Annotated in this window: 11 protein-coding genes; 2 read left to right on the plus strand and 9 right to left on the minus strand. The window is 55.4% G+C overall.

The annotated features are described in order from the left end of the window. Nucleotides 1-18 precede the first annotated feature (18 nt). Nucleotides 19-693: a 3-deoxy-D-manno-octulosonic acid kinase gene (locus F6Y09_RS18395; protein ID WP_246180599.1), complete on the minus strand. Its 675-nt coding sequence runs from the start codon at nt 691-693 to the stop codon at nt 19-21. Nucleotides 694-882: 189 nt separating this feature from the next. Here F6Y09_RS18395 and F6Y09_RS18400 point away from each other — a divergent pair, with 189 nt between their 5' ends. Next, nucleotides 883-1,914 carry a glycosyltransferase family 9 protein gene (locus tag F6Y09_RS18400; RefSeq protein ID WP_152208482.1) on the plus strand — a complete coding sequence of 344 codons (1,032 nt, stop codon included), beginning with the start codon at nt 883-885 and terminating at the stop codon, nt 1,912-1,914. Between the two features lie 40 nt (nt 1,915-1,954). Here F6Y09_RS18400 and F6Y09_RS18405 read toward each other — a convergent pair whose 3' ends face one another. The 3 genes from F6Y09_RS18405 to glnE form a co-directional block, all read right to left on the minus strand. Beyond that, nucleotides 1,955-2,359 carry a DUF6165 family protein gene (locus F6Y09_RS18405; RefSeq protein ID WP_152208418.1) on the minus strand — a complete coding sequence of 135 codons (405 nt, stop codon included), beginning with the start codon at nt 2,357-2,359 and terminating at the stop codon, nt 1,955-1,957. A gap of 113 nt (nt 2,360-2,472) precedes the next feature. After that, complete coding sequence (locus F6Y09_RS18410) at nt 2,473-3,399, minus strand: branched-chain amino acid transaminase (RefSeq protein ID WP_152208419.1); 927 nt, start codon at nt 3,397-3,399, stop codon at nt 2,473-2,475. 55 nt (nt 3,400-3,454) lie between these two features. Beyond that, nucleotides 3,455-6,280, minus strand: coding sequence for a bifunctional [glutamate--ammonia ligase]-adenylyl-L-tyrosine phosphorylase/[glutamate--ammonia-ligase] adenylyltransferase (gene glnE, locus F6Y09_RS18415; RefSeq protein WP_246180602.1), 2,826 nt, complete (start codon nt 6,278-6,280; stop codon nt 3,455-3,457). Nucleotides 6,281-6,487: 207 nt separating this feature from the next. On the opposite strand from glnE, the gene F6Y09_RS18420 reads away from it, so the two are divergent. Next, nucleotides 6,488-7,675 (plus strand): potassium channel family protein, encoded by a 1,188-nt coding sequence (locus tag F6Y09_RS18420; protein WP_425481863.1) that lies wholly within the window; start codon nt 6,488-6,490, stop codon nt 7,673-7,675. Nucleotides 7,676-7,695: 20 nt separating this feature from the next. Here F6Y09_RS18420 and F6Y09_RS18425 read toward each other — a convergent pair whose 3' ends face one another. The 5 genes from F6Y09_RS18425 to typA form a co-directional block, all read right to left on the minus strand. Further along, complete coding sequence (locus F6Y09_RS18425) at nt 7,696-8,553, minus strand: CYTH domain-containing protein (RefSeq protein ID WP_152208420.1); 858 nt, start codon at nt 8,551-8,553, stop codon at nt 7,696-7,698. Between the two features lie 146 nt (nt 8,554-8,699). Next, nucleotides 8,700-9,746 (minus strand): porin, encoded by a 1,047-nt coding sequence (locus tag F6Y09_RS18430; RefSeq protein ID WP_152208421.1) that lies wholly within the window; start codon nt 9,744-9,746, stop codon nt 8,700-8,702. A 569-nt stretch (nt 9,747-10,315) separates the two neighbouring features. Continuing rightward, nucleotides 10,316-10,759, minus strand: coding sequence for a D-aminoacyl-tRNA deacylase (dtd, locus tag F6Y09_RS18435; RefSeq protein WP_152208422.1), 444 nt, complete (start codon nt 10,757-10,759; stop codon nt 10,316-10,318). Nucleotides 10,760-10,836: 77 nt separating this feature from the next. Next, a complete protein-coding gene (pip, locus tag F6Y09_RS18440; RefSeq protein ID WP_152208423.1) occupies nt 10,837-11,793 on the minus strand; it encodes a prolyl aminopeptidase in 957 nt (318 codons plus the stop codon). 98 nt (nt 11,794-11,891) lie between these two features. Further along, a complete protein-coding gene (typA, locus tag F6Y09_RS18445) occupies nt 11,892-13,703 on the minus strand; it encodes a translational GTPase TypA (protein WP_152208424.1) in 1,812 nt (603 codons plus the stop codon). Between the last annotated feature and the right edge of the window lie 538 nt (nt 13,704-14,241).

Raw genomic sequence — 14,241 nt, forward strand, 5'->3', positions numbered from 1 at the left:
TTTTCGGATCTGGGAGATTCACCAGCGGTATGCGCTCACCAAATGCTTCCATAACTGCTCGCGGCGTTTTTCCGGGATAGACTGGCAACGCTTTTCTACCGACCGACGGAGCCTGTTGAGATTCGCTCTTTTCCACGTTGCTTCGCTCGGACCCTCGGCCCTGAGCCGGCAACGATCAAAATCAATCAAATACACCTGACCCTGCGCCACCAGGATGTTGTCACAGTTCAGGTCCACATGGTCCAGACCGGCGTTGTGAAACCGACGAACCACCCGACCAACCTCCTGCCATAAATCCACAAGATCAAGTTCTGGAGATTCCGGAAAGGGTTCAGCCGCCGGTATTCTCTCCACCAATATGGCAGCTTCGTACCATAAACCATGATATCTGGCAGCATAGGCTGCGATGGCCTTGGGAACAGGCAGACCTCTTTGCCCGAGCGTCTGGAGCAACCTGAACTCTGCCAGCGACCGGGCTCGATGAAATCCGGTAAACACGTAACCTCGCTCGGAAAACCGCGCCATCATTCCGCCACGGAGATAATGCCGGAGTACCATCTCGGTCGTTTCAGTCTTTACAAACCAGGCACCACCGCGCCCCCCGGCCGTCACTGGAGTGGCTTTTTCCCCCCAGTATTGTGGCGTAAACCAGTTTGCCGAAACGTTCTGGTAGTCAGGATCAGCCAAGAGCACGGCATCTTGCCTTATGCTGGTCAGATTGTCTGCTCCTGCCCTCAATAGGTAGTCATCCTCTGCAGTCGTTTTACCTTTGCGCCCCTCAAGACGTCCTTGGGCGAGTGCGTTACAATATTGCGCAGTTTACCAACGAACATCGATAAAGCTCCACCAACCTTGATCCAAAAAGTGAAACGACCTGACGTGATTGATTCGATATGCATCCTGCGCCTCTCCGCTATCGGCGATGTCACCCACGTCATCCCGGTGGTGCTGAGCCTTCAGGAGCAGTTACCTGACGTAAAAATTACCTGGGTTATCGGCAAGCTTGAGGCAAAACTGATCGGTGACCTGCCCGGTGTCGAATTCATCATCTTCGACAAGAAAGCCGGTCGAAAGGGCTATGCCGAACTGCGCCGCGCCATGAAAGGGCGCCGTTTTGACGCCCTGCTCCATATGCAGGTAGCCCTTCGTGCCAATCTGGCCGCGGCACTGATCCCGGCGGCGATCAAAGTCGGTTATGACAAGGCTCGAAGCAAGGACCTCCACAGCCTGTTTATCAATCGACGTATTGAGGCGCAGCCGGAGCAGCATGTTCGTGATTGTCTGGCCAGTTTCCTTGAGCCTCTGGGTTTGGCCCCGGCTCCGCCCAGATGGCACATTCCGCTGACGGCGGCAGATCATGCTTTTGCCCGCGAACACCTGGCGCCTGACCGGATCAACCTGGTGATCAGCCCCTGCGCGAGCCATCCTCTGCGTAACTGGTCGCCAGCACGGTATGCCGCCCTGGCAGATTACGCCGCAGGCCGGCATAACGCCAACGTCATTCTGGTGGGCAGCCCGGCGGAGTCTGAAAAAGTGGTCTGCAGGGAGATTGAAAACCGGATGAGCGAAGCGGTGGTGAATATCTGCGGCCAGGACACCCTCAAACAATTGACGGCGCTGCTTGCGGGTGCGGATTTGCTGGTGTCGCCGGACACTGGCCCCGCTCATATCGCCAGCGCGATGGGAGCGGACGTGCTCGGGCTTTATGCCGCCAGCAATCCGGACCGCTCCGGCCCCTATAACTCCCTGGGCTGGTGCGTAAATCGCTACCCGGAAGCCTTACAGAAGTTCACCGGGAAAACCGTCTCTGAAGCGCGCTGGGGGGCAAAAGCCGAATTTGAGGGCGCGATGGAAATGATCTCGGTCGCCGATGCGACCAGCATGCTGGACCGGTGGGTTGCGGCAACGCGATAATCGCCGCAACCTCCTATGGCAGAACCCCTATGGCAAGTGCTTACTTCCTTGCGGTGTAATCCTGATAGGACTTTTCTTCCACGAATCGTGAGCCGAGGGCCAGGTTCACTTCTTTCTTGATCGCCGCACGCCGGTCATTGGTCACGTAGACGGCACGGGCCAGTTCAATAAATCGTGAACCGAAATTCTGGGCGGCTTCCTGATCCCGAATATCATCCTCGATCACCCAAAGCTCCTCGTTGACAGCCTTAAGCTGGGCACGCAGGTCAGCGATGACGGACGCGTCCTGAACGGCTTCATCCCAGGTACGACTCAGCTCGTCCAGCTCCAGCCGCACATTTCTGACCTTCGCAGCATCCGCAATGCGCTCGGATTTAATTTCCAGAATGGTGATCTTGTCCAGTACTTCGCCGAAGGAGACCGGCACTTTGATTACGTCTGCCATTGGGGTGTCCTGCAGGTTGGTTAATCGGGTTCAAAGCAAGGCCGTCGTGCTGCAATGCAGTCAGGACGGCCTGTACTTTTGTTAAGGACTATTCAAGGACTATTTAAGATCTATCAGCTCCGGGTGTGGGACAGCCAACCGGCATTTTCTGCGCGTTTGCCCTTCACCGCATCGAAGTACATGCTTTGCAGCTTCTCGGTCAACGGGCCGCGCTTGCCAGCGCCGATCACCCGGCCATCCAGCTCACGAATCGGCAGCACTTCTGCCGCCGTGCCGGTGAAGAACGCTTCGTCCGCGACATACACCTCATCCCGGGTAATGCGGCGCTCGCGAACCGGAATATCAAGCTCTTTGCAGAACTCGAGAATGGTCTGGCGGGTAATGCCTTCCAGACAGGACGTCAGTTCGGGGGTATGCAACACGCCGTCGCGATAGATGAAGACGTTTTCTCCGGAACCTTCCGAGACATAGCCTTCGTTATCCAGCAGCAGAGCCTCTTCGCAACCACAGGCTATCGCTTCGTTCAGCGCCAGCATGGAGTTGATATAGTTGCCGTTCGCCTTGGCCTTGCACATCGTGATATTGACATGGTGGCGGGTATAGGAAGAGGTGCGCACCTTGATGCCCAGTTCTTTTGCTTCCGGCGACATGTAGGACGGCCAGCTCCAGGCTGCAACCATCAGGTGCACCTTGAGGTTGTCCGCTCGCAGTCCCATGCCCTCTGAGCCCAGAAATGCCATCGGGCGAATGTAGGCTTCGTCGAGATTGTTCTCGCGCACGGCGCTGAGCTGGGCATCGTTTACCTGATCTTTGGTAAACGGCATTTTCATATTGAGAATATGGGCAGAACGGAACAGGCGGTCGGTGTGTTCTTTCAAACGAAAGATCGCCGGGCCCTTATCGGTATTGTAGGCTCGCACACCCTCAAAACAGCCCATGCCGTAATGCAGTGTGTGAGTTAATACATGAACCTTGGCGTCGCGCCAAGGAATCATCTCACCATCCAGCCAGATCAGGCCATCACGATCCGCCATTGACATTGTTCTTGCTCCTAAGCAGGCAAATTCCGGAAAGGCAGCATTCTAGCAGGAAAAATCATCGGGACGAAGCGTCCGACGATACCTGCATGACCCGCTGCCACATCGATTGTATGTACTCGCGCTCCGACGGAAACGCATCCGGCTCGACCTGGCTGTTGAGGTTCTGGAGAGCCCGGCGATGGATGGTCGAGCGCAAGGTGATGTAGGCATCCCGCAGCTTCTCGGTATCCTCAACTTCCAGTACCCCCACCCGGCCCAGCTCCTCCAGTTGCCGGATATTATCGGACCATTGGGTCAGAGCCGGATGGCTGGAAGCATGGGCCAGCATCAGAAACTGCACCATGAATTCGATGTCAATAATGCCGCCATAGTCATGCTTGAGGTGAAATACCTTCGGCGTCTTGCCTGAACCTGTGGAGGTGCCAAGAGACGTGCGCATTTTTTCCCGCATGTCGATGACGTCGGTCCGCAGTTTCTCGATATCACGTTCTTCACACAGAATATCGTGTCGCAGGGCCTCGAAAGCCTCAAGCGTCTCGAGGCAGCCCGCCACACCCCGGGCTCGGGCCAGAGCCTGGTGCTCCCAGGTCCAGGCATCCTGGCGCTGGTACTTCTCAAAGGCACTCAAGGTGCTGACCGGCAGGCCCGAGTTTCCGGATGGGCGCAACCGCATGTCGATTTCATAGAGCTGGCCGGCCGGGGTCTGGGTATTCAGAATATGCACGATCCGCTGCGCCAGCCGGGTGTAGAACACCGAATTATCAATGGATTTTTCACCGTCGGTAGACTGCTGAGGATCAGCATCGTGCACGAAGACCAGGTCGAGATCGGAGGTGTATCCAAGCTCAACCCCCCCGAGCTTGCCATAACCGATGATCGCAAAATCGGTGTCACAGATCGACCCATCCGGACGCCGGGGGTGGCCGTAACGGCTCACCAGATTAGAGAATGCCACATCAATCACATGGTCCAGGACTACCTCGGCGATCCAGGTCAGGTAATCACTCACTTTCATCAACGGCAACGTGCCTCTCAGCTCCGAAGCCGCCACCCGCAAAATATGAGCCTTCTTGAAATGCCGCAGGGACTCCATCTGTTCTTCCAGATCCTCGTAGGGAATCCTCAACATCTGCTGGCGCAAGTCGTCCTGTAGCTCAGCCTTGGTCGGCGGGTGGTAAAGACTCTCCGCATTGAGCAATTCGTCCAGCAGCAACGGGGTTTCCGCCAGTTGTCTGGCAATCCAGGGGCTTTCACTACACAGGCGCACCAGCTGCGTTCGCGCTCCGGGATTCTCGAGCAGCAATACCAGATAGGCCGTCCGTCTGAGGACCGCCTCCACCAGCAGTAAAACCCGCCCCAGAGTCTCGGAGGACTTCTCGACGTGGGTCAAGGCTTCCAGCAAAACCGGCATTACCTGATTGAGGCGACGGCGACCCTGAGTCTGCATGGTTTGCACCGGCCGGCCTTTACGCAGGTCCGCCAGGGCTTTGACACTGTCTTCCGCTTGCTCAAAGCCCTGCCCGGATAACCAGGTTACAGCGGTTTCGTCATCCATCTCACCCAACCAGAGTTCTTTCCAGCCATCGTCCAGCGGAGCCACTTCCTCGTCTTCCTCGTCGGTGGTTATGATGTCGGAGAAGTGCTGGGCCACCCGGTCACGATGCTTGTCGAGCTCCGCTACGCAGGCAGACCAGTCGTCACAGCCCATGGCCAGCGCTATCCGCGCCTGGGTAAAGGCATCTTCGGGCAACAGCTGAGTCTGCTGGTCATCAACTCCCTGGAGAGCGTGCTCCAGGTTCCGCAGAAAAACATAGGCATTGCGGAGTTCACCGACCACCTCCTGGGGCAGCAGCTCAAGCCGTTCCAGCTCCGACAGAATTGGCAGTAGTTCCCGTTGCTGCAGTTCCCGGTCACGACCGCCCCGAATCAGCTGGAATGCCTGCACCACAAACTCGATTTCCCGAATGCCACCACTGCCGAGCTTGATATTGTTTTCCAGCCCCTTGCGGCGAACTTCCCGGCTGATCATCGATTTCATATTCCGCAGGGATTCAAAGGCACTGAAATCAATGTATTTCCGGTAGACGAAAGGTCTCAGGCTGTCCATCAACACCTTTCCCATCGCCTGGTCCCCGGCGACCACCCGCGCCTTGACCATGGCGTAACGCTCCCAATCCCGGCCCTGGTCCTGGTAATAGGTCTCAAGGGCTGAAAAGCTCATGGCGAGGGCACCACTCTGCCCGTAGGGCCGTAGCCGCATGTCCACCCGGAACACGAAACCGTCCCCGGTATTCTGATCCAGCGCCTGAATCAGTCGTTGGCCAAGGCGAACAAAAAACTGTTCATTGTCGATAGAGCGACTGCCATCCCTGGTTTCGCCTTTGCTCGGATAAGCGAATATAAGGTCAATGTCCGATGATACGTTGAGTTCACGCCCACCCAGCTTACCCATGCCCAGCACCACCATCTTCTGAGGCGACTCTTCACCAGACAGCGGATTGATTCCCCAAGGCGTGCCTGACTGCCCGCAGGCATCTTTATACAGCCAGTCCAGCGCACCATCGATGCAGGTATCCGCCAGTTCGCTGGTCGCCGCCATAGTTTCGGCGAGATCCGACCAGCCCATCAGGTCACGCCAGATGATGCGGAACTGGCTTTCCATGCGGAACTGGCGAAGTGCCCTGTGGAGTTGTGGCTCATCGCTTACCGGGCTGAGATATTGCTGCCAGCGTGTCTTCAGGTACTCGGGCGTTACGGGATCCCGGAGTGAGCGCGATGAGGCAAGTCTTGCCATGGCTTCAGGATGACGCTGCAGGCTGTGCTTGATGAAGTCGCTACGGGCAATGCCATGGAGAACATCGGCCTCGGTCACCTCGGGCATCGCTTGCAACCAATCGAGCCCCGCGTCCGCTTTCAGCCCTGCCAATGCTTCGGAAGCCATTGACTGCACTTGTTCCGGAAGCCCGTCAATCTGCGTCTCCATCATGCCAACCCCTGTTAATTTCCTGATTTTTCAACTAACTTTTAAAGTCAGATCGCGCCACTGGTCAAGCTGACGGTACTTCCGGTACTGTAAACGTAAGTCACCATGCTCTCCACTACCGATTCGGGGCTACCGCACCAGACCATGCTACCATACCGAAATTCCCTGAACCCCGAACACCAGCTCTCGCATCTACCGATGTCAGGCATTATCAAGCACCGCATCAAGTGGCTGTTCGGCTTGCTGGCATTGCTGATTGTGCTCCAGACCCTGCTCCTGGTGGCGGTTGAAGATCTCACGGCTTTCCAGGCCTTCTATCTGACCACCACCACTCTGGCCACCGTGGGCTATGGCGACCTGTCCCCGCAGACCGTGGCTGGCAGGGCCAGCACCATTGTGGTGATGTACGGTTTTGGTATTACGTTGCTGACACTGATCGTGAGTGACTTTATCGAATTCCGCTTCTATAAGCGGGAACGCATACTGACCGGACGCTGGGTATACGACATGAAAGACCACATCATTATCATCAACACACCGCGTCAGGGGGGCGAGCAGTACTTCTCCAGACTTGCGTCCCAGATTCGCGCTGTGCCGAACTACGAGACCATACCCATCCAGATTCTGACCCAACAGTTTCCCAATGGTCTGCCACCGGAGCTCAGGGATGTCGGTCTCACCCATTTCCATGGTTCCGGGAGTGACCCGGCAGCTCTGAAAGCGGTGCATGCGGGCGGCGCCAGGCACATCATCCTGCTTGCCGCCGACGAAACTGATTCGGCATCCGACAGCCTGTCGTTTGATATTGCCCACCGCCTGTCGGAATCCAAACTCAGCAGTCGTTTAACGGTCGAGGTCGTCAGCGACCAGAATCGGCCACGCTTTAAAGCGCTGGGCGTTGCCACAATTATCCGGCCGGTCAGAACTTACCCTGAAATCATGGTGCGGGCAGTGATATCGCCAGGCTCCGAAAAGGTACTGGAAGACCTGTTCAACTATCAGCAGGACCATCCCCACCGCTATGACATTGAACTGGACGACCTGACCTGGTCCGATATCGTAAGCGCACTGATACGGCACAGTATCGGTACCGCTCTGGCCTACATCGACCACAATGGCGAAGTGGTCTGTCACCCGGAGCCCACGGAAGAGGTGGAGGGCAAAGGCCTGATCGTGCTGGTGAAATCGACCGAGACCCCGGAAGTGGAGGTATTGATAGAAGCGCTGGACCGCTACCGTGCCTTCATCGCCAAGTGGCATGACATGCAGAACAACGCAAAGGATATGCCCTGAGTAAGGTCCACTATAAACGCTTATGACCTGGCATTGAGCAATCCTGCCTGTAACTGGCCCAGCAACGGATTGCCAACCAGCGACCGGAGCGAAGCCCCCGAGGCAAGTGATTCCGCAAGCCACTCCCAGGCGGGCAGAACCCCGCCATGCTGTGCCCTGGACTTCACCTCCTGAAGCTCATCCAACCACCGTTTTGATGGCGCATCGGTCAGCCAGGCAATGGCGAGATCGTGGAACAGTCTTGTGGTGGCATCGACCTCGTCCCCCAGCCCGACGGGCTCATGGATACCCGCCAGGTAATAGCCCTGCTCGGCTTTACTGATCAGATTGAAGAACACGCTTACCTGGTCAGCAAGCCTTGTCGCCCAAATGGTTAGCCGGGAGGCATCGCCGGACTTGAGCTCGAACTCCACCTCATTCAGGGGTAGCCTCTGCTCGCCTGCAATGATGGAACCCTGGTCCATGGCACACTCAATGACCGCCTCGCCATCGTCCAGCATGAGAACCCGGCGCTCAAAGTTGGTCTCGAACACCGGCGCCAGTTCGGCCAGATTTACATCCTGCCCCACGGGGGTATCGGCCACCAGCCCGATGTTCAGCTCCGTTCCCATCAGTGGCCATTCCCACTCCTGCCGCCGGTGGGCTCCATCCACGAATTCACCCTGGGTTTTCAGGGTCTGGATGTAATGATCACCAGTCTGCCGCACACGCAGCGCAATGCGCTGACGATTCAGATCCGCTGATGGTGTGTCGTAGTAGCGGTTGATCAACTGGCCCGTTTTCCCCGGGGAGGTTTCCTGCAGGCTGGACAGCCATTCGAAGGCCTTGGCCATGTCATTCGGCGCTAGCGTCAGTTTGATTTCCAGCTCTTCTGCCATGATTGATCTCTAGCCAAGGATTATTCGAGTAACCGTAAAACGTCTGTGGCTGGCGGGCAACTTTCTTTTTCTTCCGCCATAAAAAAACCGGCAGCCCGAAGGCTGCCGGTTCTTACGGTTTACAGTCTGATTAGCTGGTTAGCGGATCAGAAGTAGTAAACAGCACCAACAGAGGCAATGGAGCGCTCGTCGGAAGCGGCATCGTCATCACCATCTCCGTCAACATCGTAGCCATATACTTCGTCACCGCCACCCAGATAGCCTTCGAAGTAGACATACATGTGGTCAGACAGGTTGTGCAAAGCCTGGAACGTGATGGTGTCAGTCTTGGTGTCGTCTGAGTCATCAGCAGTATTCAGCTCATAGGACAGCGCAAACTGGTTGGCACCAAGAGTGTAGTAACCGATCACACCGAAGGTATCAGACGCATCCTTGGTGGTGTGGTACTCACCGGTCAGGCGCAGATTGTCCAGGTTGTAGCTCGCACGCACGCCGTAGGTGTTCTCGTTGCTATCAGATACATCACCATCGTTGGAGTCCATGGCGAAAGCCAGTTCAAGCGCGTCAACTTCGTACAGTGCGGCCAACTGGTAAGGGTAGGACTTTTCAGAGCCCGCGCCGGCTTTGGTATCGCTGTCGCCGTTAAACTGCACAGCTGCTGCCAGCGTCAGGCCACCGAACGAAGGAGACGTGTACTGAATAAGGTCGCCTTCACCAGTAGAGTAGTCCGCACCGATGTTCAGGATTGCCACTTCGTAGTACTGGGAGATCTCATCTACAGCGCGCTCGTAGGTTGAGTCATCAGAGCCAATCCAGATCTGACCGAAGCTGTCACCTTTGACACCGATGTAGGCTTCGTCCAGAGCATCAATGCCGTTGCTGCGAGCCTTGTCGTCGGCGTCGATTCCTTCGAGTTCTAGTTTAAAGAAACCGGTGATGCCAGGAGCGACCTCGTGCTCGTGCTTGACGCCGAGGGTGGAACCGTTATCGAAGTGATTGATTTCAGAAGGGCCGCCGTCAATATTGTCATGAGCGATAGCGTACTGGATATTACCGTAGACTGTAGGCATGGAATCCATGCGCGAGGCCAGTTCGTCCGCACGTGAGTCGGCACTGGCAGCAGTGGTTTGCGCCATGGTGGTGCCAGAGAAAGCAACTGCAGCGATAGCCGTAGCGATGAGTGTTTTTTTCATGTTGCGTCTTCCTTCTTAGGTGAACTCAGGTTTTAGCTGCGGGCTTGACCCGCTTTCTTAGTGATCGAGCTATCATCGTGCCCAATTCTGTGTCGTTAAAATGTCAGTTTCATTACAAACTGCAAATAACGACGTAATTTTTATCACTAAACTGCTTTTGGCATTATTAACGCTCGTTCGCAGAATGAGCCCTGGCAGGCTTCTTTTTGTGTATTCAACCAGATTACCGGCCGGTTTTTTGCGAACTCTTTCAACCTCAATCGCTTATGACGTTTACTTAAAGTTCATTGTGATGCCATTTTTAATACAATGTCAGCATATTTGCAAACCTTTATAACAGGGTTTTTAGTCTGTTTTGTGACCGCGGCCCCATCCTATATTCCGGCCAACATCAGGGCTCAACCTTAACAAATACAGGGCCAACCTTTAATAATTTGTTATATTTCAGCAACTTATGTGTCGTAAAAGAGACTTTTTACCGGCACTGCCCCTGAGATTTGCACCAAAACAGGTATCGCCTTTACACATCGCACCGCTTTAAGGCGCTCATGGAGCCTCTGAACAATTCCTTAGCTTTCGAGCATAAAAGTCACCGGGCCATCGTTCACCAGTGATACCTTCATATCGGCCCCGAACTGGCCCGCTGAAACCCTCCCCTCCCCTATCGCTGACGCAACCAGGCCAAGAAAATGCTGAAACAGGGCATCGGCTTCGGCGGGCGGCGCAGCAAGGGAAAACCCCGGGCGGGTGCCGGAGCGGGTGTCAGCGACCAGGGTAAACTGGGGAACAATCAGCAAGGCACCGCCGGTCTCCGTCAGACTAAGGTTCATGCGGCCATGTTGATCGGGAAAAATACGGAATTTGAGGACTTTCTTGCACAGTTCGGCGGCGTGCTTTTCAGAGTCAGTTCGTTCAACACCCAAAAATAACAATAATCCGGTAGTGATGGCGGCAACAGTCTTTCCCTCGACGACAACCGAAGCGCTGGAGACACGCTGAATCAATCCCTTCATCCATTTCCCTGAGCTGAACGTTAAAAGTTGCGAGATAGTAACGTTCGTCTTACACGCCTGCAAGGCACAGTTACAAATCAAAACCCTTCTATACGATCGGCCATTTCGTCACAGGCGTGCATCAGGGTATCGATGATGGCAGGCTCGGAAGCGGAATGACCCGCATCCCGGATAATACGCAACTCGGCGTCCGGCCAGACATCGCTCAGCGCCAGGGCATTATCGAGCGGACAGACCATATCGTAACGGCCGTGAACAATGACGCCCGGAATCTCCGCCAGTCTTCCAGCGTCCCTCAGAATCTGGCCTGGCTCCAGGAACGCCTGATTCATGAAGTAGTGGCACTCAATGCGGGCAAGGGCGATGGCCACGTGGGGGTGCCCAAAATGCTCGACTACCCTCGGATTCGGGTGCAGGGTGGCGCAACGCCCCTCCCAGATCGACCAGGCTTTGGCTGCCTGGATTTGCTCCAGTTCGTTTTCACTGGTCAGGCGACGATAGTAGGCGCCCACCATGTCGCCGCGCTCGGATTCCGGTATGGTCGCCACGAAATCCCGCCAGTGGTCGGGAAAAACCCGGCTTGCGCCGTGCTGGTAAAACCAGTGAATGTCTTCCGGCCGACACAGGAATATGCCCCGAAGAATCAGGCCATGCACTCTTTGCGGATAGGCTTCCGCATAGACAAGGCTGAGGGTGGAGCCCCAACTGCCCCCGAACATCAGCCACTTCTCAATACCCAGGAACTGGCGCGCTTTCTCGAGATCAGTCACCAGGTCAGCCGTGGTGTTGGCTTCAAGCTCGGCAAGAGGGGTAGAGCGCCCGGCACCACGCTGATCAAGCAGGATGATACGGAACCTCTCGGCATCGAAAAAGCGTCGGTAATAGTCCTCACAACCCCCTCCTGGGCCTCCGTGAACCACGATAACCGGAATGCCCTTGGGATTGCCGCTTTCTTCGATATAGAGCTCATGGGGTGCATCCACCGCCAAACGGTGTTCGGCATAGGGCTTGATGTCGGGATAGAGAGTGAGCATAGACAGCTCCGGAAAGGGGTGTTACCGGAGTTTAGCTGAAGTTAACAAAAAAAGGGGCAGATGTGATCTACCCCTTTCTCGTATTGACGTACTGCGGATTACTTCTTGCCGGCGCGTTTACGGTCGTTTTCGGTCAAATATTTCTTGCGCAGGCGGATCGACTTGGGCGTGACTTCCACCAATTCATCTTCATCGATGAATTCCAGTGCCTGCTCAAGAGTAAACTTGATTGGCGGCACCAGGGCGATGACTTCGTCTTTGCCGGAAGCACGCATATTGTCGAGCTTCTTGGCTTTGGTCGGGTTGATAACCAGATCGTTTTCACGGCTATGAATGCCGCACAGCTGGCCTTCATAAACTTCCTGACCGGGATCCAGGAAAAGCTTGCCGCGGCTCTGCAACGTTTCCAGCGAGTAGGTCATCGCTGTGCCCGCCGCCATCGACACCAGCACGCCGTTCTGGCGGGCGGTCATGTCGCCACTTTTGATCGGGCCATAATGACTGAAGGTGGACGTCAGAATGCCTGAACCGGAGGTCATGGTCAGGAAGGAGTTACGGAACCCGATCAGACCCCGCGCCGGGATGGTGTACTCAAGGCGCATGCGGCCCTTGCCATCCGGCACCATATTGGTCAGCTCGCCCTTGCGCAGACCGATCTGATCCATCAGAGCGCCCTGATGCTGCTCTTCAATATCGATAATGACGTTTTCGTACGGCTCCTGTTTTACACCGTCAATTTCCCGGATGACCACTTCAGGACGCCCGACCGCCAGCTCGAATTTTTCGCGGCGCATGTTTTCGATCAGTACCGACAGGTGCAGCTCGCCTCGGCCGGATACCTTGAACTTATCCATCGTATCGCCATCCTCAACGCGCAATGCGACGTTGTGAAGCAGTTCCTTCTCGAGACGCTCTTTGATGTTCCGGCTGGTGACATACTTGCCTTCTCTGCCACAGAACGGCGAGTCGTTGACCTGGAAGGTCATGGATACGGTCGGCTCATCCACTGTCAGCGGCGGCAATGCTTCCACATTGGACTGATCGCACAGGGTATCGGATATGTGCAATTCATCCATTCCGCTCACGCAAATGATATCCCCGGCCTGTGCTTCTTCCACTTCTACACGGTGCAGACCGGAATGCCCCATGATTTTCAGGATTCGGCCCTGACGTTTCTTGCCGTCGGCGCCAATGGCGGTTACCGGAGAGTTGGTCTTGATTTTACCGCGGGCGATACGGCCAATACCGATTACACCCAGGAAGCTGTTGTAGTCCAGCTGGGAGATCTGCATCTGGAACGGACCCTCGGGATCAACGTTGGGTGCAGGCACATGGTCGACAATGGCCTGAAAAACGGCATCCATGTTGTCGTCCAAATTCTCGTGGTCCATCCCGGCGATGCCATTCAGGGCACTGGCAAATACAATCGGGAAGTCCAGCTGCTCATCGCTGGCACCGAGGTTGTCAAACAGGTCAAAAACCTGATCCACCACCCAGTCCGGGCGCGCGCCAGGACGGTCAATCTTATTCACCACAACAATCGGATGCAGACCGGCGTCAAAGGCCTTCTGGGTGACAAAACGGGTTTGCGGCATCGGGCCGTCGATGGAATCAACCACCAGCAGCACACAGTCAACCATACTCATTACCCGCTCAACTTCGCCACCGAAGTCGGCGTGTCCTGGGGTATCAACGATATTGATATCGTAGTCGTGCCATTTCAGCGCGGTGTTTTTGGCCAGGATGGTAATGCCTCGTTCCTTTTCCTGGTCATTGGAATCCATGACGCGCTCACTTTCGAGCTCTTTTCGGTCCAGCGTACCGGATTGGCGCAACAACTGGTCCACCAGCGTGGTCTTGCCATGGTCAACGTGGGCGATGATGGCGATATTACGAAGTTTCTCAATCACAACGGGTATCCTGCGGCATACATGATGACCTGAGAGGGTCTTGTGTACGCGTTTTCCGCGCGCATGCCATCTCAAATCTTTAAAGTAACAGTTAATGGATCACGGCATAGCCGAAACCAAGGGCGCGTAGTATATCGGAAACTCTGCGCAGTAACTATGTAGGGATATGCCTATCTGTCAAACCGCCCTATTCCGATATTTTCTACAGCCTTTCCAATAAGCGCACCACTATTGTGCATTATTAACAAGAGGGCACCATTAATGGGCACTAATCACACTGCTTCGTCCTGGCGCATCGTCAGCGCCAGCGCCAAAAATGCCCAGAACCCGCTTAGCTGCGCTCTTCTGGCGCACGGTACGAAAACTGGCAAACAGATTGCTTGAATGAAAACAGCTGAATAGGCAGGCAAGGAATGAACGCTTTTGATAAGCTGCCCAAACCTGACGAAAAGGTCGGACGTCAGAGAGTCCATCCTTATAGTGAGTGGACGACTGATCCGGCAAATAACGTATAAAGAACTCGCCCGCGAAACGGGTA

The organism is Marinobacter changyiensis, from assembly GCF_009193265.1.
Lineage (GTDB): Bacteria > Pseudomonadota > Gammaproteobacteria > Pseudomonadales > Oleiphilaceae > Marinobacter > Marinobacter changyiensis.

What these genes read in the sequence shown, in the direction of transcription:
- F6Y09_RS18405 (WP_152208418.1), bottom strand. Translation starts at nt 2,359, where the DNA reads ATGGCAGACGTAATCAAAGTGCCGGTCTCCTTCGGCGAAGTACTGGAC.
- F6Y09_RS18410 (WP_152208419.1), bottom strand. Translation starts at nt 3,399, where the DNA reads ATGTCAATGGCGGATCGTGATGGCCTGATCTGGCTGGATGGTGAGATG.
- glnE (WP_246180602.1), bottom strand. Translation starts at nt 6,280, where the DNA reads ATGCCCGAGGTGACCGAGGCCGATGTTCTCCATGGCATTGCCCGTAGC.
- F6Y09_RS18420 (WP_425481863.1), top strand. Translation starts at nt 6,488, where the DNA reads ATGCTCTCCACTACCGATTCGGGGCTACCGCACCAGACCATGCTACCA.
- F6Y09_RS18425 (WP_152208420.1), bottom strand. Translation starts at nt 8,553, where the DNA reads ATGGCAGAAGAGCTGGAAATCAAACTGACGCTAGCGCCGAATGACATG.
- F6Y09_RS18430 (WP_152208421.1), bottom strand. Translation starts at nt 9,746, where the DNA reads ATGAAAAAAACACTCATCGCTACGGCTATCGCTGCAGTTGCTTTCTCT.
- dtd (WP_152208422.1), bottom strand. Translation starts at nt 10,759, where the DNA reads ATGAAGGGATTGATTCAGCGTGTCTCCAGCGCTTCGGTTGTCGTCGAG.
- pip (WP_152208423.1), bottom strand. Translation starts at nt 11,793, where the DNA reads ATGCTCACTCTCTATCCCGACATCAAGCCCTATGCCGAACACCGTTTG.